Genomic DNA, 23,597 nt, shown 5'->3' on the forward strand with positions numbered 1-23,597 from the left:
TTTCTCACTCCTCCGTGAAGGCATAGATGACCCCGCCGGTCCGGTGCGGATCGAGGCTGCTGAGAACGAAGGGGCCGACGTCGGCTCCCCGGAACTGTGCGTCGACGGGCATCTCCTGCCGGCCGGCCGTCAAGTCGTCGACGGCCGCCTGGAGATCGTCGCGGGTGCCCAGGCGCTGCCCGGCGAACCACGCGTTCTTCGCCACGAGGCTTCCCGTGGCCGCGGCCCAGTCCGCGGCCGCGTCCTCTCCCGAGGGGTCGTGTCCCGCGACATACCGGCCGGAGAACCCCAGGAACTTCACGGCGGTCCGGAAGTGGCTGCGCCACAGCGGGTCGATGATCACGTCGAAGCCCCGCAGGCGCCGTGCCAGCTCCACGCACTCCGCCAGGTCTTCCGGCTCGGCGGAGGAGAAGGACCGGGTGACGCCCAGCTTCTCCAGCACGGTGGCCGCCGCGCCGCTCCGCGACAGGGCGTACACCTGGGCGCCGGCGAGCCGGGCCGCCTGGACAGCGGCCAGGGACGTCGCCGAACCGGCCGCCGTGACCAGCACCGAGTCGCCCGGCGCGACGGCGGCACGCCGCACCATGGCGTACGCGGTGGCGCCCGCGGTCGGCAGGCACGCCGCCTCGGCGTCACCGAGGCCGGACGGCAGGCGCAGCAGCCGGGCGTGGTGGACGCGCTGCACCTGTCGTGACGCCCGGCCGGGATTCTCCAGGGCCGACACGGGGTCGGGCCGTACGGGTGGCCACTGCAGCACGGGTACGACCCGGTCCCCCGGCGCCAGGGTGGTGACGGCGGACCCCACGGCGAGGACGTCGGCGACGAAGTCGGACCCGAACTCCACCCACCGTGACGCGGCGGGGCCGGCCTCCGGCGACCCGGGAAGGCCCTCGCCGAGCGAGAACGCGCGCACGCGGATGAGCACGTACGCGCGATTGTGGTCGGCGGCCCGGTCGAAGGCCGTGTCGGGCCGCTTCGCCAGGCCGAACCGCACGCGCTCGCCGCGCACCTCGATGTCGGCCACCTGCTCGCAGCCCGCGGGCGGCGTACTGGTCCCGCCACCTGCGACTAGGACGTTCACTTTCGCTCCTCTGAGTACCAGCGCAGCACTGCGGCGCCCGCTGTCATGCCGGCGCCTACAGCCACCAGCGCCACGAGATCCCCCCGGCGGAAGGGCCGTTCACGGTCGGCCATGGCGAGCGCGACGGGGATCGACGCGGACGCCGTGTTGCCGGTGACCGACCCGTAGGCCGGTGCCTTGCTCTCGTCCAGCCCGACGTGGTCCGCGAGCCGCCGCACCAGGCGCGGGTTGGCCTGGTGCACGATGACGCGGTCCAGTTGGTCGAGCCGTACCCCGGCCCGGTCCAGCGCGCCCTGCAGGATCTTGGGGCCCATGTCTATGACGACGCCGGAGACGCTCCGCCCGTCCATGGCGAACCAGCCCTCGCGGGGGACGGTCGCGTACATGGCCTGGGAGCCCTCCGCCCACAGTTCGACCGCGAGGATTCCGTATCCGTCCGGGACGGGTCCGAGTTGGACCGCCCCGGCGCCGTCGCCGAACAGGGGTGCGGTACGCCGGTCGGTGGGGTCGACGACATGGGTGAAGGTGTCCGCGCCGATCACCAGCGGGGTACGGACGTGGCCCGTGAGCGTCATCCCGTAGGCACAGGAGAGGGCGTAGACGAAACCCGAGCAGGCCGCGTTCACGTCGAAGGCCGGTACGCCCGCCAGTCCGAGGCGGTCCTGGACGAAGCAGGCGGTGGAGGGTACGGGGCGCTCGGCGGTCACCGTGGCCACGACGATGAGGTCGGGGGTGACCGCTTCGTCCGCCAGCGCGTTCTCGGCGGCTCCGACGGCGAGGTCCGTCGCCGTCTGCGGCCGGGGCGCGTGGTGCCGCGCCCGGATGCCGATCCGGTCCTCCATCCATGCCGGATCCGCCCCGCTGGCCGCCGCGATGCTCTCGTTGCCCACGGGGGTGCCGGGCAGGTACAGACCCAGCGACACGACGCCCGTCGCGGTCATTTCCACCACCCCAACTGCTGGCTCATGGCGGTGTTGTCGGCCTCGGACCACTCCTCGAGGATCATTCCGTCCTTGAGGTGGGCGATGCTCAGTCCCCGATGGCTGATCAGCCGTATGTCCGGGACGTGCCGCTCGATCGCCTGGAGCGCGGGGGTCAGGAGCTTGGCGTCGGAGATGCGGCCGGTCAACTCCCACCGGTACGCCACCATGTCCTGGCCGGAGATCAGGTGGCTGACGTTCATCCGGGGCTCGTCGAACAGGCCACGGAACGCGGCGACCGTCTCGGTGAACGCCTCCCGGCCGCGTAGCCTGACCTCGGCCCGCTCGTCCAGCATCGTGTATTGCGGGTGGATGAAGCGGGATACCGCCTCGAAGTGGCCCAGCGTCCAGATCTCGTGCAGCATGCCGGTGACGATGCCGCCCGCCGCGCCGGTGGAGACGGCGGCGCTCATGACTCCGCCAGGAGCTGCTGTTCCACGGCGGCCGCGCCGGCCCATTCCGCGCGGAGCAGACCCATCATCACCGCGTCGACCCGCTCGCCCGCGGGCGTCACCATGTGGGAGCGGGCCAGGCCCTCCCTGGTGAAGCCCATCCGGTCGCACACGGCCAGGGCGGCGGGGTTGATGACCGCGACCTGTCCGGAGAGGCGCTGTACCGACTCGTCGGCGAAGAGCGCGTCCAGGGCGACCGCCATGCAGGCGGTGCCGATGCCTCGGCGGCCGAGCGGCTCGATGCCCGGGGCGGTGACCGTGTCGCCGCTCCAGGTGCCGTCGAAGCCGGTCGGCGCGTAGAACTGCGCGGACAGTACGCCGAACCCCGGCAGCTCGATGAACCAGCCCTTCATCACCCCCTGCTCCATCAGGGTCAGCAGCTGCTCCCGGGCCTGCTCGTAGCCTTGCGGGAAGGCGGTCTCGCCCATCGCGGCCAGCCGCTCGTCGGAAAAGATCTCGTCGACCAGGGGCTGGTCAGCCGGCGTCGTGGGGCGTGCCTTCAGCTCGCTCGGCAGCAGACGGGATGGGGTGCCGGACATCGATCACACTCTCCTCTGTGGCAGTTACGGACGTTGCTGGGCGGAGGCGTGCCATCAGCTCTGCAACGACGGCTTCCGGGGGCGCGCATGCCCCCGGCGACAGCTCCCCGGTGGACACCGCGTGCCCGATGACCGGCCCGACGACCCCGTGCCCGTCCTGCCGGAGGATCCGCAGGGCGCGGCGGAGCGGCCCGCCCTGAGCCGCGCCGGCCGCGACGGACGGCGCGAAGACCACCGGGGCCGTGGTGGAGAGGACGATGGCGGCAGGCAGGCTGTCGGCCAGGCCGAACGCGCACCGGGACAAGAAGTCCAATGTGGCGGGCCAGACGATGACTCCCTGGGCCCACTCGGCCCACTCCACGTGCTCGGGGCCACTCTCGGCGGGCCAGACGGGCGGCACTACCGGCCGTCCCGTCAGGGTGGCCAGGGCCCGCGGGGAGACGAAGTCGCGTCCGGCCGCGGTCAGGCACACGGCGACGTCGAAGCCGTAGCCGAACTTCAACAGACCGATGAAAGACGGATGTTGCGACACACCGATCGCTCCGGTGCCGATCAGCAGAATGCGTTCGATTCCCGGCGGTCTGGACCGGCGCCCGGGCGGGGGAAGGGCAGGCCCGGCAGTCATACCGCCTCCGGAACCCGCAGCTGCCGCCGCGTCCGCTCCCAGGACCGGGCCAGCCGCGTGAGCCCCGCCTCCAGGCCCGGGGTGCCGTTGGCGTCCCACGCCTCGACCAGGGTCCGGGCCCAGTAGTAGCCGATGCTCATGGCCACTGCGCCCGTGTCCGCCTCGGGGGTGAGCGCGACACCGACACCGGGGTACAGCGCGACACTGAATCCGGGTACGGACTCGACCGGGTCCGCGCAGTTCGCCGCGGCCGCCGAGGCGACCCGCGCCAGGTCGTCCGCCGCGCAGTACAGGACGACGCAGTCCGTCCGGTCGAGCATCGCGGCCGATCCGCCGACCTTGGCCGCGAACTCGATGCCGGCACCGTGCAGGGTGCGGACGGCGCCGGACCACGCGTCGAGCGCGTCGTCGGGCCGGGCGTGCAGATAGACCCGCGCGTCCATGCCGTCGCCGGACTGGGGCGGTGTCCAGTACACCCAGCGGGCACCCACCTGGGTGGAGAGCCCACTGGCGGTGACCGTCACGTCACCCGCGGCGGAGATGCGTACGTGACGCTCGTCGAGCGCCACGTCGACGCCGTCGGGGCAGGTCACGACGGTCCCCCCGGCGTCGCGCGAGACGAGGGTGAAGCCGGTGCGGTCATGGGTCAGGTCGCTGAGCCGCCGCTCCGCCTCGGCGACCATGGCGGCGTAGGCCACCCGGTCCGAGGCGAACGCGTCGCCGTGTCGGCCCGGTACCGCGTGGACCGTCCGATAGATCCGGTCGGCGAGGCTTTCGCGCAGGGTTTCGGACATTTCCCGGTGTGCGTCCTCGTCCAGCAACCGGCCGACGGTACGGCGGATGCGGGCGAGCCTGTCGGCGTCGTGCGGGTGCGTCGGTTCAGGCGTGCCCATCGGTTCAGGCGTCCGCGTCGGTTCAGGCGTGTGCATCGATGGCCCTCCAGCGTGCGGGGTCGAGCAGCAGTCCGCGGCCGATGCCGGCGAGAACCGTGACGACCCGGTCCAAGCGGGTCTGCGAGGCACGCATCAACGCGCGGGACAGCAGGCTGCCGCCTACGGCGCCTCCGAGTAGCGCCGGGTCGAGCCGCCGGTCACTGTGGGACCGGTAGGCCGCCAGGACGACCCGTATGTGCCCCGTCGCCCGGCCCAGCGACGCCCGGAGTTCCGCCTGGGCCTCGGCTCCCGCGGGGGCATCCATCGGATTGAGCTCATCGAACATCAGCGAGCCGCACAGGGAGCCCAGGTCCGCCTCGGGGCGGCCGAGCCCCGAGCACTCCCAGTCGATGAACATCGGGGTGTCGCCCGCCACGACGATGTTGTTCGTCCTGGCGTCGCCGTGACACCAGACGTCCCCCGCCGTCAGGTCAGCTTGGACGGTACGACCCCGGTTCCGCAGCACCTCTTCGCGGTGGAGCGTTCCGGTCAACTGGCGCTGCGCGCCCGTCAGTCCGGCCCAGACCCGCAGGGGAAGGGGCTCCCAGGGCAGGGACTCCAGGACAACGGGGCTGTCGCCCGGCGGGTCCGCCGCGTGCAGCACCGCCAACGCCCGACCGACGTAGCGTAGATGATGGTCCGTCACACTGCCGTCCCGGACGCGTGCGTCGAAACGAGGACCAGGGACCTCGGTCAGGACGGGACGCCCGCTTCCGGCGGCTGCGACCTGAGGGGAGAGCGAGGCCCCTGGAGATACCTTGACGCCGGCGGCCCAGCGCACGACCTCTTCCTCGGATAGGGGAACCGAGGATTCGGTGACCGTCATGACGCGTGGCCTCCAGAGATACCGGTAGCATGCGGGCGTAGTGCTGGACAGCTGCGTTCCGGGGGTTCATTCCGGGCAGTTGTTCGCTGTGCAAGGGGCGGCCCCCCCTCCAGGCAATGGGCAGGGACCGCCGCCTCGTACTGGTTGAACGGTGTTGTCGGCAAGCGGCAGCGTTGGTTCCTGTCGCCTGCCGACCACCTACCACTGACTCGGAATCAGCAGTGGATCATGACGGTGTAGATGACCGAGCCGACGGCGGTCGGCATGAGCGACGGGTCCGCCTCCAGCTCGGTCAGGGCCGCGACGTCGTCGCCGTCCAGCAGCTCGGCCAGAACATCCTCGACCACGATCTCGGTGGCGCTCATAGGAGAACTCCTCTTTAGATTTCGCGCGTTCGGGACAGAACGCGCGGAGTGCGATGAGAACTCTTGCAGAAACAAACCCGGCGTCATTTCGAATGATCCGTGCTTGCCTCGACCATCTTTGGCCGTACACCTCTCGGGGATCAAGTGCGATCCTGTTCCCAGCACGTTCCGTGACCCGGTCCGGACCTGTGTCCGAATGCCCGTTCCGGATCTCCCGACCTGCGAGAACCCACCCTCGGGCAGCCGGTTCCCCGGCCTTTCACGACGCCCGCCGGCGGGAAACGGTCTGGCTCCACTAGCACTTTTCTCACCCTCTGTACTAGCTCCAGTCGTCATTCCCCGGGCCGGCGATCCGCGGGCCCCGCCGACAACTGCCCCGGGAGAACGCAGCGATGCCCGCCGGGTACCGGCAACCAACTGGTCGCCGACACCCGACGGGCATCAAGTAGGACTGGTACGGGTCGCCGACCGCGTCCGCACCGGAGACATACGGCGCCGCGTACCACGGAGTTACGGTCGAGCCGCCCCCGAGGTCAGGTGAAGGCGGCGCGAGCCCCGTGGCCCACCACGGCGCGCGCGGACGTCGCCCGCGGTATGCGCTGCACGGCAGAGATGATCATTGAGCGGGGTATGCCCGAGGCGTCCGCAAGGTTGACCACCGCTTGGAGCTGTTCGGAGATATCGGCCAGATCCACGGGGCGTGCCGAGCGGGTGACGACCGCTCCTCGCCCCCGGCCGAAATCAATCATTCCCTCACTGCGCAGCATGCGCAGGGCCCGAAGTATCGTGTTCTTGTTCGCCCCGTAGGTGTTCCCCAGCTCACCCGCCGATGGAAGATGACTCCCTTCCGCGTACGCACCGGTCAGGATTTCCCACCGCAGTCTGTTCTTTATTCGAACGTATACCGGCAATTCCGCGTTCGGTGCGAACGGGTTGGCCTGGTCCGTGAAGGACGGGGAGTCGCGGCAGGAACTCGGCGCCCCGTCCGTGCGTAACGCAGGTGGCACTTTCTTATCGGTACGTCGAAGGTGTCCCGCCTTGGCCTCGGTCTGCCCCAGTGTCGATTTCATCCGCGCCTTCCCTCTCAGGCCGTTCCCCCGGGGCCCGGCACCAGGAGACGAGCCACCAGGCATCTTCCCCCGGGGCACAGGCCCTGCCTCGCACCGTCGCGATGAGTCAGTCGCGACCGGAGGCATGATTCGTGTGATGCCCCAGCATCAACTCACGTACCAGATATCGATGTCAACGGCCTTCACCACAGTCGAAGATCCGGACGTTGCGGCACCCTACTCCACCATGACCCGTACCAACTGGGCCTATTTGAGGATCAGTTGAGGACCATATTGAACGGCGACACAGGACTCACCGCTGCCGTCCGGCCTCCGCTCGCTTGCACTCGGGGAGACCCGACCTCGGGTTCCAGGGCGCGATTGCGGCGTGCCGCACGGCGGCAACCGCACAGGGACCCTCGTGTCACGACGACCGGGCCGGCCGGCGCTCGGCGCACGCCATGGCGCAGGGCTTGGCTGACGCAGCCGTAGCCGTGTAGTTGACGGGCCCCAACCTTCTTGAGGACACTCCCAGACACACGAATTCACCAGAGTGGAAGCCGCAGTTGCGGCGGAGTGGGTGCCATGTCACAAGTTCCGGGCCGTAGCCTCGCCGACAAGCTCAACCAACTCTTCGCGACCGTCCGCCCCGACGCGAGCCACGAGTACAGCAACGAGCGGGTCGCTGCGTCCATCCGGAAGACCGGCGTCTCCATCTCCCAAAGTTACATCTGGCAGTTGCGCAAGGGCAAGAAGACCAACCCCAGCCTCAAGCACCTCGAGGCGCTGGCCGACTTCTTCGGCGTGCCCGCCGCCTACTTCTTCGAGGATCAGACGACCGCTCGCATCACGGCCCAGCTGGAGCTCCTCGCCGCGGAGCAGGCTCGGCTGCAGCAGGCCTCCGACGGCGATGACGTCAAGCTCATGGCGATGCGGGCGGGGCAGCTCTCCCCGGAGCACCGCAAACAGGTCATGGACCTCCTCGACATCGTCTACCGGCTGGAGCAGGCCGAGCGTCTCGACGGTCAGGGGTGAAGTCAGGAGTGAATGGCCAGATTCCTGCTGGCATCCCGCGCGCCGCCGGATGTTGACTTCACGGTGAACACCAGACAGGACGCGCGTGTGTCGGCGGAGAGGTTCCTTGAAAGAGCGAGAATTACGACGGCACTGCAAGCGCACTCTCCGCGCCCTGGGCATCCAGCCACCCTTGCAGGTGCATGTCCTCTGTCGACTGCTGGGGGAACACCGTGGCCGGCCCATTCATCTGATGCCCTACTCGCTGCCGGTCCCCGGCCCGTTCGGCCTCTGGATCGCCACGAAGAAGGCCGACTACATCTTCTTCCAGAGCGAGACGAGTAAAGCCCACCAAGATCACATCATCCTGCACGAAGTGGGCCACATCCTGGCCGGCCACCAGAGTGATGAGACGGACCAGGAGTTCTGGCAGAGCATGCTGCCCGACATCTCCCTGAAGGTCATCATGAGCGCGCTGCGGCGCACGTCGTACGACGAGGAACGTGAGCGCGAGGCCGAGCTCGTCGCCACCATCATCCTGGAGTGGGCGTCCGTGCTCGATCTCGTCAGCCCGCGGAAGTCGCCGGATCCCATGACGGAGCTCGTGCAGTCGGCCCTGGTGGACCGGCAAGGGTGGATGTGACGGTGCTGTCCTTCGTACTCGGGGCCGTCCTGTGCCTGACCCTGGTCTGGAAGATCAGCCAGCTCGTCAAAGCCCCCTCCGACAAGCTGCTCCATGCATTGACCCTGTGCATCGTCTGCGCGTCCCTGTCCTTCCCCCTGGGTACGAAGGGCGGCACGCGATGGCTCGACGCGCTCATCGGCACCGGAACCGCCAAGCTGCTCCAGAACGTCTTCCTGCTCATCGCTCTCTACTGCCTGAGCTGGTTCTTCCTCCAGTCTGCGGCGGACCGCGGCACCGGGAGCAGACGCGCCCGGAGGCAACTGATCCCGCTGGGAGTCACCGTCGTCGTCATCACTCTGGCAATGGTGGCGACGCCGCGGGGCGAACGCGGCCATGTGTATGCCACGGCGAACATGCAGCTGACCGGAGTCTTCGTCTTCTACCTGGCGGCCGGGCTCTACCTCGTCTACGCGCTCACCATGAGCCTGTGGTGGACGGTGCGTCACCTGCGCTCGGCCACCGGCCCGTTGGCCACGGGGCTGCGGATCGTGGCCGTCGCACTGGCCGGCATGGTGATGGCCGGTTCCGTGCGCGCCGCGCTCAACGTGGTCCGCCGGCTCGGCAGTGAGGTTCCTTCACCCGTGCTCATGGGCGCCAAGCTCGTACTCGACCTGGCGATCCCCCTCTTCGTCCTGGGGCTGATCTACCCGCCGATGGCGGTCAGGTGGGCGAGCGCGCGCCTGTGGTACCACCGCTACCGCGCCTACCACCGCCTGAATCCGCTGTGGGCCGCACTGCACCAGACGTTTCCCGAGGATTCCCTCGGCAAGGCGCCGACCGGCACCTGGCGCGACGCCCTGCGGCTCACCGGGGTGCACCGCCGCTGCTACCGGCGCGTCATCGAGTGCCGGGACGGCCTGGTGCGGGTGAGCCCGTACATCGCGCAACTGGCGGCGCCGCAGGAGCCCTTGGACGAGGTCGGACTCGACGTGGCCGCACGGCACCTGCGCACAGCCCTGAGCGCGTACGCCGCCGGTGACCCCGCGCCCTCCCAGGCGGTCCCGGTGGTCCTGCCCGGCAGTGACGACTTCGAGGACGACCTGCGTCAGCTCACGGCACTCTCCGACGCCCTGAAAGCCGCCCCACGGACGCTCGCGCACAACAGGAGTTGACCTCTGATGGATGCACTCATCACGGCGGGCCGGGTGGTGACCGGCCCCCTCGGCCGGCATGTCGTCGACGGAGCGGTCCTGGTCCGGCAGGGCGTCATCACCGAGGTCGGGCCCCGCGCGGAGGTCGAGCGCAGGGCATCCGAGGACGTCCCCCGCATCGCACACCCGGACGCCACCCTGCTTCCCGGCCTGATCGACTGCCACGTCCATCTGGCATTCGACGCCGGAACGGACCCGGTGTCCACGCTCGGCGAGGCGGATGACGCCGATCTGCTGCCCGGCATGGCCGACAGGGCGATGCGGGCGCTGAACACCGGCGTCACCACGGTGCGCGACCTGGGCGACCGCAACGGGCTCACGCTGCGACTGCGCGATGCCTTCGCGGCCGGCACCACCCCCGCGCCGCGCATCCTGGCCGCGGGCACTCCCCTCACCAGGCCGGGTGGACACTGCTGGTTCCTCGGCGGCGAGGTCGACGGGAAGAACGCCATCCGGGACTTGGCCCGCCGCAACGCCGAGAGCGGCGTGGACGTCATCAAGGTGATGGCCACCGGCGGAGGCATCACCAAAGGCGGTCCTCCCATTTGGGAGGCCCAGTTCACCACCGAGGAACTGCTCGTCGTGGTCGAGGAGGCGAAGCGGGCCGGGCTGCCCGTCGCCGCTCACGCCCACGGCACCGCGGGCATCGCCGCGGCGGTGGCCGCCGGTGTGGACACGCTGGAGCACTGCACCTGGATCACCAAGGACGGCTTCGACGTACGGGAGGACCTGGTCGCCGAGATCGCGGCCAAGGGGATTCGGGTGTGCCCGGCGGCCAGCCCCGACTGGCGCGGCTTCGCCGAACGTTTCGGCGCCGAGCGGGCCGAGGAGATGTTCATCGGCCTTCGCCGGATGAGCCAACAGGGGGTACGCCTCATCGCCGGCACGGACGCGGGCGTGTCCGGTGCCGTCTTCGACGACTTCGTTTCGAGTCTCGAGTTCTTCGAGCACATCGGCTTCTCCGCCACCGAGGTCGTCGACCTGGCCACGTGCGGAGCCGCCCACGCCGTGGGCATCGGCCACGACACCGGGCTGATCGCGCCCGGGTACCGCGCCGATCTCCTCGTCGTGGGCGGCGATCCGTTCGACGATCTCCAGGCTCTGCGTGCCGTCCGACTCGTCATGGCGGCCGGTCGCCTGCACGTACCCCCGGGAGCGGCGTCGGACGCCCCTGTCTCGCCCCGGGTGGCACCGCGCTGTTGAGAGGGGACCGGACCGGGCGCCCCCCGGCCCTGTCCGTGCCGTGGCCCGCCTGCTATCGGGTCGATCCCATCCGGACGGCACCGTCCAGACGAATCGTTTCTGCGTTGAGCATCGCGTTCTCCGCGATGTGCAGGGCCAGATCCGCGTACTCCTCCGGACGCCCGAACCGCGCGGGGTGGGCCACCTGGTCGCCGAGCGCGGCGAGGGTCTTCTCGGGAACGCCGGCGAGCAACGGGGTCTGGAAGAGCCCTGGCGCGATGGTGACGACACGAATCATCAGGGGCGCGAGGTCGCGCGCGGCCGGCAGGGTCATGCCCACGATGCCGCCCTTGGAAGCGGCGTAGGCGGTCTGCCCGGACTGCCCGTCGAACGCGGCGATGGACGCCGTGTTGATGACGACGCCCCGCTCCCCGTCGACCTCCTCGGCCTCGCTGATACGCTCCGCCGCCAGCCGAAGCACATTGAACGTGCCCACCAGGTTGATCTGGATGACCTGGTTGAAGTCGGCGAGCGGGAAGGGCCCGCGCTTGCTCACCGTCCTCACCGCACTGCCCACCCCGGCGCAGTTCACCGCGGCACGCAGGGTTCCGAGCTCCCGCCCGGCGTCCAGCGCGGCGGTGACCTGTGCCTCGCTCGTCACATCGGTGGCCTGGAAAACGACTCGTCCCCCGAGCTCGGCCGCGATTTCCTCGCCCCGGGAGGAGGGCAGGTCCGCGATGACGACTCCGGCACCGGCCCGTAAGAACTTCTTCACCGTGGCCAGTCCGAGCCCCGAGGCACCACCGGTCACCAGGGCCACGCTCTCTGCGACGTTCATGCTGCTCCTCTTCCACGAAGGTCCGATCCGGACGACGCCCCGTCCTGACGGACCGCCAGGCCGGCCGGAGCAGGGTACCTCCGCTCGTGACACGGCTCCCTCCCGACTGAACGGTGGAGCGGGCCGGCGGGTCGGAAATGCGGGCGGCTCAGCCTGCCGCGGCGAGGACGGGAGTAACTGTTCGCCGCCTGCCCGGCGGAGCAGGCGAGCGGCGACCGCGAGGGTCCAGCCCGAGTCCGTGAGGTCGTCCACGAGCAGGACGGGGCCGGGGTGCTCCGCAGGGCAGCCGCCAGGTCCTCGGAAACGGTGAAGGCGCCGGACAGTGCACTGAGGCGCTGCGCGGAGTTGCTGCGGCGCGCCGACTGCGCGCCGCCCGGCCCGGTGTACGTCAGGGTGCCGAGGGTGGGAAGGCGGCCGATGCCCGCGAGCCCCTCGGCCAGCGAGCCCACGAGTTGCGGCCGGGTCCGGGACGGCACGGCGACGACCCGCACCGGCCGGCCCGGTGCGTCCGGAGCGTGCGACGCCCAGCCGCCCGGTGAGCGCCTCCAGTCGGCGAGGACCGCCACCGCCGCCCGCAGGACGTCGTCCGGGACCGGACCGTCGGGCGCGCCCTCGGCCAACAGCGGGCGCAGCCGGTTGCCCCAGCCGATGTCCGAGAGCCGCCCGAGGGCACGGCCGGTGGAGCACTGTTCCCCGGCCGGGATGCGTCCCTTGAGGTCGACACCGAGTGCGGCCATGCCCGTCGGTCACATCCGGCGCGGCTCGACCTCGGGCGCTCGGCGCGTTCGTGGCCGGCGTGGTGTCACTGATCGTCAGGGATGCAGCCAACCTTCTACATCGCGGCTGAGCGAGCGGTGGGCCAGTACCTGCTGGTGCCGGGGCCCTTCTCGGGCCCCCTCCGCGCCCCCCTGGTGCGACCGATCACCACAGACCGCCCCCTACACAGGGTACGTGATCGGGAACAGCGCCGAGCGGAGCCTGGGAGGCGTCAATGGCCGGTTACCGAAACCGGTGATTCCTCGGATTATTGGCAGTCCACCGCGTTTCCCCTCTGCCCCAGAAGCAGCCAAACCCGAAAGGCAATGCTGACAGGAATACCCAGCCAGAACAGCGAATTGCAACACGAATCAGCTCCGAGCACATCCGTGCCACGTGGAGTGGTACTGAAAGCGTCGAGGACGCCGCCCAGGCGTTCGGCATGTCGAGATCCAAGGGCTACGACCTTGTGCGTCGCGGGAAGTTCCCTTGCCGCGTACTGCAGATCGGCCGCGCAGCCCGCGTCGTCACCGCCTCGCTCCTCCGCGTACTCGAAAGCGGTGAGCCCGAGGACAACGGAGCCTCCAGTGCAAGCCCCGCTCCATCATGACCAACTACACGACGACGCCCCGCCGCAGCAAGCCGACGGGGGTCCTCACATGTCACGAGCGATCACAGGTGGATCACCAACTCCACGGACGCACTCACGTCACAAGGCTCTGACCTGGACTTACGCGCTCACCCTGGATCAGCTTGACGCCTGCGGACGGTTTCTACGACATGTGCCATGTGGTGCCCAGCTATTGCAGGGTGTTCGGTGGTGTCTCGCTCACCCGTCAGACCCTCTCATGTCTCACGGAAGCCCCTGTCACAGGGGCTCATAGGAAGGCGGACGGCATTGTGGCACGAGGACTGTCCGAGAGCGTTGAGCCCTGCTCCGCCTCGCGCTCGGCAGCGAACGCCCGCACCCGCACCTCCCCCAACACGGCGATCCGCCCCGCTGGATGAGATCCAGCGGGGCGGATTCATGGGCAGCGTCCCGTGCCGCCGGAGGGAGCCCCTTCGCGTGGTCGGCGCGCTGGGACGCTGGTGGTGGATTTCAGCCGGTGGTGCGGCGGCGGCGCATCCACCACCACAGGGTGCCTCCGGCTGCGACGAGGGCGGCGGAAATGCCGGTGATCAGGCCGATGGGGGCGGTGTTGCCGGTGTGGGCGAGGTCGCCGTCCGGATCGGGCGTGTTCGGCGCGGAGGTGGCCGGTGCCTGTCCGCCGCCGCTCCGGGTCGGCTGCGGGGTGACGGGGTCGGTCGGCTTGCCGGTGGGCTTGCCGCCGCCGCTGTGGGTCGGCGTCGGGGTGGGGTCGCCGCCCGGGTCACTGCTGGTGGCCTTGGCCGGGCCGCCGCCGAGGTAGAGGGTGTCGGTGTCCCGGTACGACGTGTCATCCGACTTGGTGGAGTTGCGGGTGGTGTTGTCCAGGTCGCGGTTCTCGACGTTGAAGCGGGTGCGGGTGATGTTCTGCTTGGGCTGCTTTGAGAAGTCGACGCCACCGACGCCCTGCTGGTAGACCTTGCCGCCGTACTTCAGCTCGAACCACTCGATGCCCTTCTTGATCGAGTCCATGTACCGGTTCCAGACCTGCTCGCGGGTCCAGTTCTGGTTCGGGGCTCGCAACGGCCACGCAGACACGTCGTTCGAGTTGATGATCTTGTGGAAGTCGTTGGGGGACTTCGCGTCCTGCTGGCGGATGTACTCGGCGGCGACGCGGGCGTTGTAGACGGCGCGCAGGTCGGCGTACTTGGGGTCCTTGTTCACGCGGTCCTGGATGAGCGGGATCACGTTGAGGCGGACGCTGTCCTCGATCGCGGTCTTCTCGGCCTTGGTCAGGTCGGTGCACTCGGTCGAGCCGGGCACGTGGTAGTCGACATCGAGCCACTGGTCGGAGACCTTCATCGGCGAGTCGAGGATGTAGATGCCGCCGTCCTGCTCGCGTACCTTGGCGGGCTCGGGCTCGATCCAGAAGCGGGTACCCGGGAAGCAGGGGATGCCGTTACGCCGGGGTGCGGTGTCCCAGTAGCGCTTGCCCTCCACGTGCTTGTCCGGGTTGAGGGCCTCGGCGAAGTCGTACTTCATCATGAGGTCGGCTTCGAGGAGGACGCGGCCGGCGTCGGTCTTGCCGAACGTGGCGTCCATGACCTTGTCCGGCTGGTCGGGGTTCAGGTTCACCCAGAACTTGTCCGGGGTGAGCGCCAGCCACGTGAACAGGGCGTCGGAGGACAGGTTCATGCGGGTCTGACCGCCGTAGCCGGGGTTGTTGTCCGGGTCGGGCATCTGGTCGGCGCGCATGGAGTACTGCATGCCCTTGCCCTTGCCGAGGCCACCGACGTACCGGAGCTCCATGGTGGTGAAGTCGACGCCGCCCGGGCCGCCGCGCGGGAGGGTGCCGCGCGGGTCGAAGCGGCGTGCTCCGGCCTGGATCTGTTTGGCCTCGTTCAGGGTGCGGCCGGAGTTGTTGATGCGCTCGTTCAGCGGGCCGCGGGTTCCGCAGGTGGACGCGGAGCCGAGGGAGGCGAGGGTGGTGGTGCCGGCGCCCTGGCATCCGGGGGCGAACCACCGGTCGTAGCGGGAGTAGCCGCGGATCGGGGTGGTCTGCGGGATCGAGTTGTACAGGCGCTGATTGCCGCGGACCGGGTTGACGGCGCCGGGACGCAGCCGGGAGACGTACCGGTTGAAGTCGTTGATCTTCTTTTTCTGGCCGTCGGTGAAAGGCTTGGCGCCGGTGAAGCGGAACTTGTGGTCCGGCATCAGGCGTGCGATCTTGCGGTCCTTGCCGAGCTGCTTGTTCGTCAGCTCGCTGTTGGACTTGAACTCGTTGAATTCCTTGGACTTCTTGTTGTAGGCGTCATAGCGGCGCGAGTCGACCACATTGCCCTGCGCGTCGATGAGGTCGACGGTGACCTCACACAGCCAGTCCGGACCGATGAGACGGAAGTCCTTGACCAACTGGCGCTCGAACGCAGAGCCCTTGGAGTTGTTGGTCTGATTGCGGATGTACCGGTTCTCGAACCAGTGGTCGAAGGTCAGGCCCTCGTTGTTGTTGAAGAACCGGGCATAGATCTCCATGGCCCGGTCAGCGGGGTCACCGGACGCGTCGGCGACCTTCTGCCACGCCTTGTAGTTCTTCTCCGTGTTGTTGGGAAACTTGGACATGGCCTTGGCCTTGTCCGCCGCCGTCGGGGGCCTGAGCCCGTCGTACGCTCGTCCGGGGAGCTTGTAGTTGAAGTTCTTCGGCAGGCTGGACGAGGCGTTGAAGTTCCCACCCAGTGGGTCGTTGGGGAACCCGGAGTCGCGCGGCGTGGTGCCGTAGGTCTTGCCCAGGTTGCGTTCGTCGCAGCGCTTCGCGCCGGGACGGATCTTTGTGGTGACGGCGGGACCGGCGGCGACTGCGGTGCCAGTGGTGTCGACGCCGGGCAGGCCGGTCACGGTGACCGCCGAGGCGATCCCGAACGCGGCCAGGACGCGGCCCGCCAGGCGCCACCGCTCGGGTATGCGCAGTGCTGTATTCAAAAGTGTGGTCTTCCCTCTGGTGGGGCCAGGGGTGTGGGCGACGTCATGGGGCCCCCGTGGCATGTACGCGTCGCGCTGCCACCCTAGCCTCAACTGCCGTCACCTAAGAAGCAGTTAAGGCCGTGTCGGTGCGTCACCCCGACGGTACAGAGGGAGTTGACGGTATGTCAGCGGTTGAAGAACAAGGACTCCATGCGGCTGGTCGCCACGTCGGTGCGCCTCACCCGCAGCGACGACGAGAAGAGACCCGACCGCCCCCACGGATCCGCCTCGCCCAGGCACGCCGTCGCCAGCGCGCCCCAGTCGTTCAGGTTCGGGTCGTCGTCCAGGTCGAAGATGACGTCCAGGTCTTCCAGCCGCTCGGCGGTGACACCGCAGGCCGCCATGACGGCGGCCGGATCACCCGATACGACGAACGGCTCATCGCCCGGCCATCCGCACGCGTGGAACATGGGGCCGCCCGGCAGCATCACGAGGTCTTCGGTGTGCTCGGCCCCGCAGTGCACCTCCACTCGACCCACGACGAGTGCATCGGGGAAGCGTTCACGCAGCAGCTCGGCCTGATACAGCATCGGGGTGTCATTGCCGTCATCCGCAAAGCCGGGGTCCGATACCGACATGACGTTTCCCCATACCCCCACCTGCACGATGTCCAGGTCGGCACGTGTGCGCACGGTGAGCCTGTCGCTGCCCTGGCGCGACCCGAGCTCCTCCAGCACCTCATCGATCATGTCAAGAGAGCGAGCGAACTCCAGAGCCGCCGCAGCGTCGTTGGGCGGCAGGCCCCCGACATCGACGCTGACCGGAGGCCGCACGACGGTGAGTTCGTAGCGGGTCCCACTACCGGTCGTCATGCGGTCTGCGGGGACAGTCCAGAATCCGTTGCCAGTCATGGGCGTTACCGTAGTGGCATCTGCTCCGCCCACGCGGAGATGCCCGGGACCTACTGTGGTCATCGCGTTCGGATGCCGCAGCGAGGCGAGGCCGGAATCAGGCGATCGCGGCATGACATTGCCTCGGTGCCGTGGGCCAGCAGCCCGGGCGACGCTCCTGGCCACTCCCATGACCGATGACTGCCTCAGGACCAGCTGCGCCGTTGATGCAACAGATAACGCCGTAGTACACGTTGCTAGGCCAGCGTCTGCGCGTCCTCGAGTTCCACCGCGCGGTGCGCCGCAGTCCACGTGAAGCCGTCCACCGCGGCATCCAAACACACGCCCCGGCCTGACCATCAGGCGGTTGCCCGCAGTGCCGCCGGTGCCGTTCCGGACGCCGCGTCGCGGCGGCGGCAGCGGCCTTGCGCCCCTTGATCGGATGCAGCGTTGCCGGCCCGAGCTTCGGCGGCGCACCGGGCCCCGGACACCGGCCGAGCAAGACGCGCTGGCGACGTGGCTCCGCTGCCACCGGGTTGGGGGACGGTGGCCAGGGCCGTGGATGGGCGTGCGAGGCTGCCGGTGCAGTGGCGAGGTGGGCTGCAGGAGGGTGGCGCATTCGGCGGCGGTGCGGGCCCGGATCTGGCCCCGGCGGCGTTGGACGCGGGCGTGGGTGTAGAGGTCGATGGCGTCGGTGAGGTGCTCCCACTCGTCGCCGTCGAGGCCTTGGGGGCGCGGGCCCAGGACGTCGGGGCCGGCGCCGTGGTGGCGGCGCCGGTAGTGGCCGATGGCGGTCAGGAGCCTGGTGTAAGTGTGCTGTTCGTCTTCGTCGTCCCCTGCGGGGGCGGTGATCTCCTCCATCCAGCCTTCGGGCAGGCCTTGGCCGGCGAGCACGGCGGCCAGGGCGCGCTGTGCAAGGCGTGCGTGGAGGGCGCCATAGGAGATGCGGGCGACGCCGTGGGAGTCGCGCAGGGCCGGCTGGTCGGGCAGGGGTCCGGTGGGAGGCAGCGTATCGAGGTGGCTGAGGGCCGCGGCGATGACGCCCGAGGCGGGGGCGTCGGGTGGCGGGAGGTGCAGCGGGCGGCGGCGTCCGGTCAGGGCGCGCACCCGGGCGTCCAGGCCGTCCCAGGCGGCGGCGCCATCCGGGTCGGCGGGGCGCGGGCCGAGTCCGGGCACCGCGGTGATGGCATGGCGGGTACGCCAGAGTTCCACGAGCGCGGCGGTGGTGACCCAGGCGTGGCGGCGGCGGGGGGGTGCGGGTGGGTGGCGGCGGGCCGAGCGGGTGGGCCCAAGCGGGCGGCGTGTCCCGGGGTCGCCAGGAGCCGACTGTGACAAGTCCACCGTCGCCTGCGCAGCCTCGGGCCACGATGGCTTCGGCAGCGCCTTGCCCGTGGTCGCCGAGCGCGGCGAGGAGGGCATCGACCTCGTCGTGATCAAAGAACTGCTCCGCCACGCCCACATCGGCGTCACCGCCGGCGTACGCCCACGTACGACTCCGCCTCCAACACCAAGCCATCGACACTCTGGGCAGCATCCTGACTGAGGGCGACGACTCCGAAGAGCCGCCGCCCTCGGCAGTCATCGTCCGCTGACGTTGCCGTCACCATTGCCGTCACAAGACGCCAGGCCCCGCCGGAGATCACTCCGGCGGGGCCTGTTTGATCTATTTTCCCGAGAAATGGAGATGCCCGGCTATTAGCCGTCCCGCACCAGGCGCTTACCGAAACCCCTGACTCGGTTCAACATATCCGCGTGAAGAAGTATCACTCGCTGGGATCCTATAGGAAGCTGCGAGACTCTCGTCGAAGAACACGATCAGCCCATCGGGCATATAAGTGAACGCCTCCCCCTCGGCCGCACCAGGACAGCCTTCGTTGGGAACATGCCAGGCAGGACCGATTTCCACAATATCATCAGGGGGAGCCAGGCCGCGGCGGTCATGGCCTATCTGTCTGCGGGGAATCTGGTCTTCCCGGGCCGGGGTGCGTCGTGAACCTAAGCATGGGCGTCGCGCTGCCGAACGAGTGGTGAAGTTGTTGGGGTGGAGCGTGATGTTCGCCTCCGTTCCGCACCTCGGCGGGAGCGGGCTGAGTCACGGTTCGCCCACCGTCGACAATTCGGCGGGCAGGGAGCAGCCGTGCCGGGTCGCGGACCTCTGCGCGAAGGTCCGCAGCATCTGAGCCCAGTGGGTGTCGGGGACCGGTGCCTTGCTGTACGAGCCGGGAAGCCCAAGCGTGTAGTGCGCCGTGCCCTGCCCGCGCTCGCACCGCGAGCTCATCCACAGCACCGTCTGCAGACCGGCGGTGCCGTCCTGAAGGTCCGCATCCAGCCCCGGAAACGGGGACTCGGTCCGGCCCGGTTCGGGGAACCTGGCCGGTGCCTTTCGAGCCACACTGGCCGCAGGCCCGTAACGGGCCCGCAGCGACAGAACCAGGCTGCCTTTGGCGCCCTTGAGCGCACACCCCTCGCTGAGGGCCAGCCCCGGGGTCGAGCCCTGCGCCTGGACTGCCCCGGTCATTTCCGCAAGGCCCGGCGTGATGACGCCCCGGCAGACACCGGTCGTGTGCGTCAAGTCCGTCGGGGGCGGCTCCGCCGCGGGAATCCCGCTCGGCGTACGGCCCAGCCCACCCCTGCAGTGCCAGCGGGCCGCGGTGTGGCGGGCCGCGTCGGCGGCCAGCCCGGCTAGTTTCGTGCGGAAGACGGCGGGCACCTCGCCGTGCGCTGTCACCGAGTCCCTCGCCGCGACGAGTAGTCCGCCACCGGCCACCTGCGGGCAGTCCAGCAGTACCGCTACCTCGGTCCGAAACTGGTCACCCGAGGGTCCGACTCCGTTGTTGAACGAGTAGTAGCCGCCTAGCCAGCCGTGGCCGAGCGGGATAGAGCCCTGCGCGCCCGAGATACCCCACACGTCGCCGGGGTTCGTCTTGTGGAACTCTTTCCGACCGGAGGCCGTGACGCTCACGAGTGTGGTCGGGGACAGCGTGCACCATTGCCGCGGCGCTGGTGTGCCACCCGCCGACTCCGGCCGCACGCCGGCGCTGCTCGCGCCGGTGTACGCCTCCGCCACGGCCTTCGTCAGCAGCCCATCGCACACCGTCGCCACCGCCTTGGCATCCTGCTCCGGACTGCTTCGGCACGCGCTCGCGCCGGCGCCGAGCGCGACGGCCAGCAGCAGGCCGAGTACGGTTCCTGGCAATGCACGGCGTTGCACGACGCTGCAAACCCCCTGAACCACATGCGGTGAATACGCCAACCTAGTGCCTGCGGAAACGGGTCGACAAGCGATCGGCCAGAGCCCTCAGCCTCACCACCGCAGTGGGGTGCCAGCGGCCCGCACCCCGGTGACTGGGGTGCGGACCTTTCTGAAGATGCACAACCAACGAGCTCGTGCACGGTAGGACAGGGGCGCCGGTGCGATCAGCCAAGATAGGGTCGCTCTCGGTGCTCCAGAAAGTGCTGAAGCCGTAGACGCTGCGTGTGGTGCATGGGCAGCTCGTTTAGCTCCTCCGCCAAGACGAATCGCAGCTCTGCGGATTCGTCCGACATCGCGAGTCGACCGCCAACAGCACGCCGCTGGGGCCCGTCACCGGCCGGCATGGGCACCTGGATGCCCCAGGCCGCCAGTCCAGCACCGGCCTGACGAGGCGGTGGGCCGCTCACGCGGCGGGTTTCACCACCAAGATCCACCTGGCGGGTGACGGCGGATGCCGCCCGCTGTCCATATTGATCACTCCCGGACAGTGGGGTGATGCGCCGCAGTTGATCCCGGTCCTGGACCGCATCCGTGTCCCACGCCCAGCTGGTGGGCACCCGCGGACCCGCCCTGACCATCTGTGCGGCGATAAGGCGTACAGCTCCCGTCGGAACCGCATCTACCTGCGGCGGCGGCAGATCCGGCACACCATTCCCGAGCGCGGGGACCAGCAGGCCAACCGCCGGCGGCGCGGCAGCCGAGGCGGTCGTCCCACTGGTTTTGACCGGGCGCTCTATACCCGCAGCAACGAAGTTGAGCGGAGCATGAACGCGCTCAAGGGCTTCCGAGCTGTGGCGACCCGGTACGACGAGAGAGCGTTCGTCTTTCACGGCACAGTCACCGTCGCCGCGATCCGGCTGTGGATCCGTCAGTGATCCGCCAGACAGCCCTTAGATGTGCTGTCCGACACATCTACCGAATCCGGCCTGTTCCCACGGCACTCCGCCATGCGGTGGATCTCCAAGGCGGCGCCTCCGCCGCATGGGGGAAGCGGGTCATACGCCGGCCTGATCCCTGCGCGCTGCGGATCCGGAACAGTGATCCCATGGCAATCAGCGAGACGAGTCCAACGACGGCGGTCGAGGGGACCGGCCGACCTGTGCCGCTCTGGGCGGAGCGTATTGCCCGCGAGATCTGTGCGCGCGGTCCATGCGCGGACCCACGTCGGGGGCCTCGAGTTCTCCCAGTCCGCACCTGTGACGGGAACGACGCCGACGCCCCCGCCGTTTTCCGGCAGTCAACCGTGTTGAGGCTGATGGGGGCCAGCTGTGGCGATGTGGGCCATGTCGTTTCCGGCGTTAGCGTGTCTGCTGATCATGTTCGCCCTGATGGAGAGCGCGTGGCGATGGTTCACGGGGCTGGGCTTGATCCCGTGGCTGCGCAGGCGCACGGGGCGGTCCTTGTCGAGCATCGCCTTCGACGAATTCACGGCGACCGTGAACGGAAACAAGACGGTGGAGATGGAGCAGCGGCGGGTGGAGCTGCTGCTGCGGGACGACGAGAGCGACGGTGCGCCACCCCGCTCCAGCATCGACCTGACCAAAGGCACCGCGTTCATCGTGTTGCCACAGGAAGCGGACAGCCCGTGCGCTGACAGGCGCGATGCCCGTGAGGGCCGGCGGTGAACCGCGAACAGGAGGGGGCGGACGCAGAACCGTCCACGCTATGGGGGCGTATCGCATGCGTGTGGGCGGCCGCGTTCGCCGGTTTGCACTTCTACTGGGCCGTCGGCGGTGATGTGGGGCTGAGCATCTCCGCCGGTCCGCTGGCCATCGAGCGCCCACTGTGGTTCGTGGTAGCCGGTTTGTGGGGTGTGGGTGCGCTCTGCCTCCTCGGCGCCCTACTGGCATGGCTGCTTGCCCGGTCCAGCCTCCGGAGGCTTCCCGCTCAGCTGGCAAGGTGGCTGGGGTGGGGCGTCAGCGCCCTCCTACTGTCCCGTGGCATCGGCGTCGAGGTGCTACTGGTGACCAACCCAACACGCTTGGATACCTCCGTGAGCGCGGGGCAGCGGGCCTGGACGCTGGCCCTCTGGAACCCTTGGTTCATCGCCGGAGGACTGGCCTTCGGCCTCGCCGCCCTTTGGTCCCGCAGGCATACCGTCGCAGAACCGCCACCTCCGTCCAGACGCTGATTGCCCTTCAGACCGGCGCACGTCGTGCGCGTAGGACACGTTGGCTCAACGTTCCCACGCTGCGGGGGTTGGTAGAGCTCCAGGTCATCGAGAAGTGCTCGCCTTCCCCGCCGCGGCGAATCCTATGCCGGCGCCGCGCTCGCCCATCCGGGGCGGTGAACGGCCACGCGGCGGGTTTCGTAACGCGCTCGATTCGCCGATCGTATGGCCGATCCCAACATGCGCTGGGCGCGTCATCGTGACGGCATGACTGATACCCCCCACCACGACTCCGCGGAGCAGGCCGGCGCCACCCGCAGATCCGTCATCGCCGCCTTGGGCGGCGCGACTCTCGGCGTGGCAGCCCTCGGATTCACAGCCTCGCAGGCCGCAGCCGAGGGCCGAGGAAGTACGCCCCGTGCTGCCGGCGGACCGGTCGTTGCTGCCTGTGTCCTGACGCCCGAACAGACCGAGGGTCCCTACTATCTGGACCTGGAGACGGTCCGCAAGAACATCACCGAGGGCAAGGCGGGCGTGCCACTCACCCTCCGCGTGACAGTCGTCAACGCCGCGACCTGCTTGCCGTTGTCGAACACGGCGGTCGACATCTGGCAGTGCGACGCGCTCGGCATCTACTCAGGGTATGTCGCGGGCGGCTCCACCCCTGACACCACCTTCCTGCGGGGCGTACAGCTGACCGACTCCGCCGGCGTCGCTGAGTTCACCACCGTCTACCCCGGCTGGTACGTCGGCCGCGCGCTCCACATCCACGTCAAGACCCATGCTGGCGGCACCGTCTCCAACGGGACCTACCACGGAGGACACGTCTCGCACACGGGCCAGCTCTACTTCCCCGAGACCTTCAACGCCAAGATCGCCGCTCTGACCCCCTACCGCAACAACACGTCCACCCGCACTCTCAACGCGCGGGACGGCATTTACCGCAACGGCGGATCTTCAACCCTGCTGGCCATCACGCAGAATGGCAGCGATCTCAGCAAGGGGGTGACGGGCACCGTCGTACTCGGAGTCGATCCCGCCGCAACGCCCTGACGCACGCCCTATGAGGGCCGAACCGGTGAGACCGGGTGGTTTCGCCGTGGAAGCCAGCGGTCAGGAATCGAGGATGGCAGGGCATCAAACGTGTGAGTTGTGCGGAGCCGGCCTGTCGACCGGGTCACACGGCGGTCGGCCGGCCCGGTACTGCTCCAATGCGTGCCGCCAGCGGGCGTTCCGAGAGCGTTCGAAACAGGGGAGGCAGCGGCTGACCACGCCCGCTGCCTCTCCACCGGAACCGGGCCGCGGGCTGCCGCTGGCGCTCGACT

The 23,597-nt window shown here is 69.3% G+C and carries 21 protein-coding genes and 4 pseudogenes; 10 read left to right on the plus strand and 15 right to left on the minus strand.

What is annotated here, in order from left to right; genetic code table 11:
• Positions 1-4: 4 nt before the first annotated feature.
• From AB0924_RS26525 to AB0924_RS26565, 9 genes are all read right to left on the minus strand, one after another.
• Positions 5-1,081 (minus strand): medium chain dehydrogenase/reductase family protein, encoded by a 1,077-nt coding sequence (locus AB0924_RS26525; protein WP_366912712.1) that lies wholly within the window; start codon positions 1,079-1,081, stop codon positions 5-7.
• A complete protein-coding gene (locus AB0924_RS26530; RefSeq protein ID WP_366912713.1) occupies positions 1,078-2,022 on the minus strand; it encodes a ketoacyl-ACP synthase III in 945 nt (314 codons plus the stop codon). The genes AB0924_RS26525 and AB0924_RS26530 overlap by 4 nt, the downstream gene beginning before the upstream one ends.
• The gene (locus tag AB0924_RS26535) at positions 2,019-2,474 is read right to left on the minus strand and encodes an ester cyclase (RefSeq protein WP_358938346.1); all 456 of its coding nucleotides are present in this window, start codon (positions 2,472-2,474) and stop codon (positions 2,019-2,021) included. Before AB0924_RS26535 ends, AB0924_RS26530 begins: the two co-directional genes overlap by 4 nt.
• Complete coding sequence (locus AB0924_RS26540) at positions 2,471-3,052, minus strand: GNAT family protein (protein WP_358938344.1); 582 nt, start codon at positions 3,050-3,052, stop codon at positions 2,471-2,473. Before AB0924_RS26540 ends, AB0924_RS26535 begins: the two co-directional genes overlap by 4 nt.
• Positions 2,988-3,677: a flavoprotein gene (locus tag AB0924_RS26545; protein WP_358938341.1), complete on the minus strand. Its 690-nt coding sequence runs from the start codon at positions 3,675-3,677 to the stop codon at positions 2,988-2,990. Before AB0924_RS26545 ends, AB0924_RS26540 begins: the two co-directional genes overlap by 65 nt.
• Complete coding sequence (locus tag AB0924_RS26550) at positions 3,674-4,570, minus strand: T3SS effector HopA1 family protein (protein WP_358938339.1); 897 nt, start codon at positions 4,568-4,570, stop codon at positions 3,674-3,676. The genes AB0924_RS26545 and AB0924_RS26550 overlap by 4 nt, the downstream gene beginning before the upstream one ends.
• 22 nt (positions 4,571-4,592) lie before the next feature.
• On the minus strand, positions 4,593-5,435 hold the full coding sequence (locus tag AB0924_RS26555) for a phosphotransferase (RefSeq protein ID WP_358938337.1): 843 nt from the start codon (positions 5,433-5,435) through the stop codon (positions 4,593-4,595).
• Between the two features lie 215 nt (positions 5,436-5,650).
• Entirely contained in the window at positions 5,651-5,800 is a 150-nt protein-coding gene (locus tag AB0924_RS26560; RefSeq protein WP_358938335.1) for a hypothetical protein, read from the minus strand.
• A 533-nt stretch (positions 5,801-6,333) separates the two neighbouring features.
• On the minus strand, positions 6,334-6,870 hold the full coding sequence (locus AB0924_RS26565; protein WP_358938333.1) for a GntR family transcriptional regulator: 537 nt from the start codon (positions 6,868-6,870) through the stop codon (positions 6,334-6,336).
• Between the two features lie 564 nt (positions 6,871-7,434).
• On the opposite strand from AB0924_RS26565, the gene AB0924_RS26570 reads away from it, so the two are divergent.
• The 4 genes from AB0924_RS26570 to AB0924_RS26585 all read left to right on the plus strand — a co-directional run bounded on the left by AB0924_RS26570 (position 7,435) and on the right by AB0924_RS26585 (position 10,902).
• A complete protein-coding gene (locus AB0924_RS26570) occupies positions 7,435-7,884 on the plus strand; it encodes a helix-turn-helix domain-containing protein (protein ID WP_358938330.1) in 450 nt (149 codons plus the stop codon).
• A 232-nt stretch (positions 7,885-8,116) separates the two neighbouring features.
• The gene (locus AB0924_RS26575) at positions 8,117-8,506 is read left to right on the plus strand and encodes a hypothetical protein (RefSeq protein ID WP_358938328.1); all 390 of its coding nucleotides are present in this window, start codon (positions 8,117-8,119) and stop codon (positions 8,504-8,506) included.
• A 2-nt stretch (positions 8,507-8,508) separates the two neighbouring features.
• Positions 8,509-9,660, plus strand: coding sequence for an MAB_1171c family putative transporter (locus AB0924_RS26580; protein ID WP_358938326.1), 1,152 nt, complete (start codon positions 8,509-8,511; stop codon positions 9,658-9,660).
• 6 nt (positions 9,661-9,666) lie between these two features.
• A complete protein-coding gene (locus tag AB0924_RS26585) occupies positions 9,667-10,902 on the plus strand; it encodes an amidohydrolase family protein (protein WP_358938324.1) in 1,236 nt (411 codons plus the stop codon).
• 52 nt (positions 10,903-10,954) lie between these two features.
• Here the strand turns inward: AB0924_RS26585 and AB0924_RS26590 are convergent, their stop codons facing one another.
• Both AB0924_RS26590 and AB0924_RS26595 read right to left on the minus strand, forming a co-directional pair.
• Complete coding sequence (locus AB0924_RS26590) at positions 10,955-11,719, minus strand: SDR family NAD(P)-dependent oxidoreductase (RefSeq protein ID WP_358938322.1); 765 nt, start codon at positions 11,717-11,719, stop codon at positions 10,955-10,957.
• Positions 11,720-11,887: 168 nt separating this feature from the next.
• A pseudogene (locus AB0924_RS26595) lies at positions 11,888-12,489 on the minus strand (recombinase RecQ); the annotation flags it as partial.
• Positions 12,490-12,746: 257 nt separating this feature from the next.
• On the opposite strand from AB0924_RS26595, the gene AB0924_RS26600 reads away from it, so the two are divergent.
• Positions 12,747-13,085: a helix-turn-helix domain-containing protein gene (locus AB0924_RS26600; RefSeq protein WP_366912715.1), complete on the plus strand. Its 339-nt coding sequence runs from the start codon at positions 12,747-12,749 to the stop codon at positions 13,083-13,085.
• 489 nt (positions 13,086-13,574) lie between these two features.
• Here AB0924_RS26600 and AB0924_RS26605 read toward each other — a convergent pair whose 3' ends face one another.
• Entirely contained in the window at positions 13,575-16,037 is a 2,463-nt protein-coding gene (locus AB0924_RS26605) for a hypothetical protein (RefSeq protein WP_366912716.1), read from the minus strand.
• 167 nt (positions 16,038-16,204) lie between these two features.
• Complete coding sequence (locus tag AB0924_RS26610; protein WP_366912717.1) at positions 16,205-16,930, minus strand: DUF6333 family protein; 726 nt, start codon at positions 16,928-16,930, stop codon at positions 16,205-16,207.
• A gap of 1,387 nt (positions 16,931-18,317) precedes the next feature.
• On the opposite strand from AB0924_RS26610, the pseudogene AB0924_RS26615 reads away from it, so the two are divergent.
• Positions 18,318-18,501: pseudogene (locus tag AB0924_RS26615) on the plus strand (site-specific integrase); the annotation flags it as partial.
• Between the two features lie 500 nt (positions 18,502-19,001).
• On the opposite strand, the gene AB0924_RS26620 reads toward AB0924_RS26615, so the two are convergent.
• Both AB0924_RS26620 and AB0924_RS26625 read right to left on the minus strand, forming a co-directional pair.
• Positions 19,002-20,162, minus strand: a complete 1,161-nt coding sequence (locus tag AB0924_RS26620) for a hypothetical protein (RefSeq protein ID WP_366912718.1) — start codon at positions 20,160-20,162, stop codon at positions 19,002-19,004.
• A 164-nt stretch (positions 20,163-20,326) separates the two neighbouring features.
• Positions 20,327-20,479 (minus strand): annotated as a pseudogene (locus tag AB0924_RS26625) (DNA mismatch repair protein MutT); the annotation flags it as partial.
• Here AB0924_RS26625 and AB0924_RS26630 point away from each other — a divergent pair.
• From AB0924_RS26630 to AB0924_RS26645, 4 genes and pseudogenes are all read left to right on the plus strand, one after another.
• Positions 20,473-21,037: pseudogene (locus tag AB0924_RS26630) on the plus strand (IS5 family transposase); the annotation flags it as partial. The pseudogenes AB0924_RS26625 and AB0924_RS26630 overlap by 7 nt on opposite strands.
• Before the next feature lie 399 nt (positions 21,038-21,436).
• Positions 21,437-21,787 carry a DUF6191 domain-containing protein gene (locus AB0924_RS26635; protein WP_358938421.1) on the plus strand — a complete coding sequence of 117 codons (351 nt, stop codon included), beginning with the start codon at positions 21,437-21,439 and terminating at the stop codon, positions 21,785-21,787.
• Between the two features lie 59 nt (positions 21,788-21,846).
• Positions 21,847-22,293, plus strand: a complete 447-nt coding sequence (locus tag AB0924_RS26640; protein ID WP_366912736.1) for a DUF3995 domain-containing protein — start codon at positions 21,847-21,849, stop codon at positions 22,291-22,293.
• Positions 22,294-22,497: 204 nt separating this feature from the next.
• A complete protein-coding gene (locus AB0924_RS26645; protein WP_366912719.1) occupies positions 22,498-23,325 on the plus strand; it encodes an intradiol ring-cleavage dioxygenase in 828 nt (275 codons plus the stop codon).
• The last annotated feature ends 272 nt before the right edge of the window (positions 23,326-23,597 follow it).

The sequence above is a fragment of the Streptomyces sp. NPDC047869 genome (genome assembly GCF_040704065.1).
GTDB lineage: Bacteria > Actinomycetota > Actinomycetes > Streptomycetales > Streptomycetaceae > Streptomyces.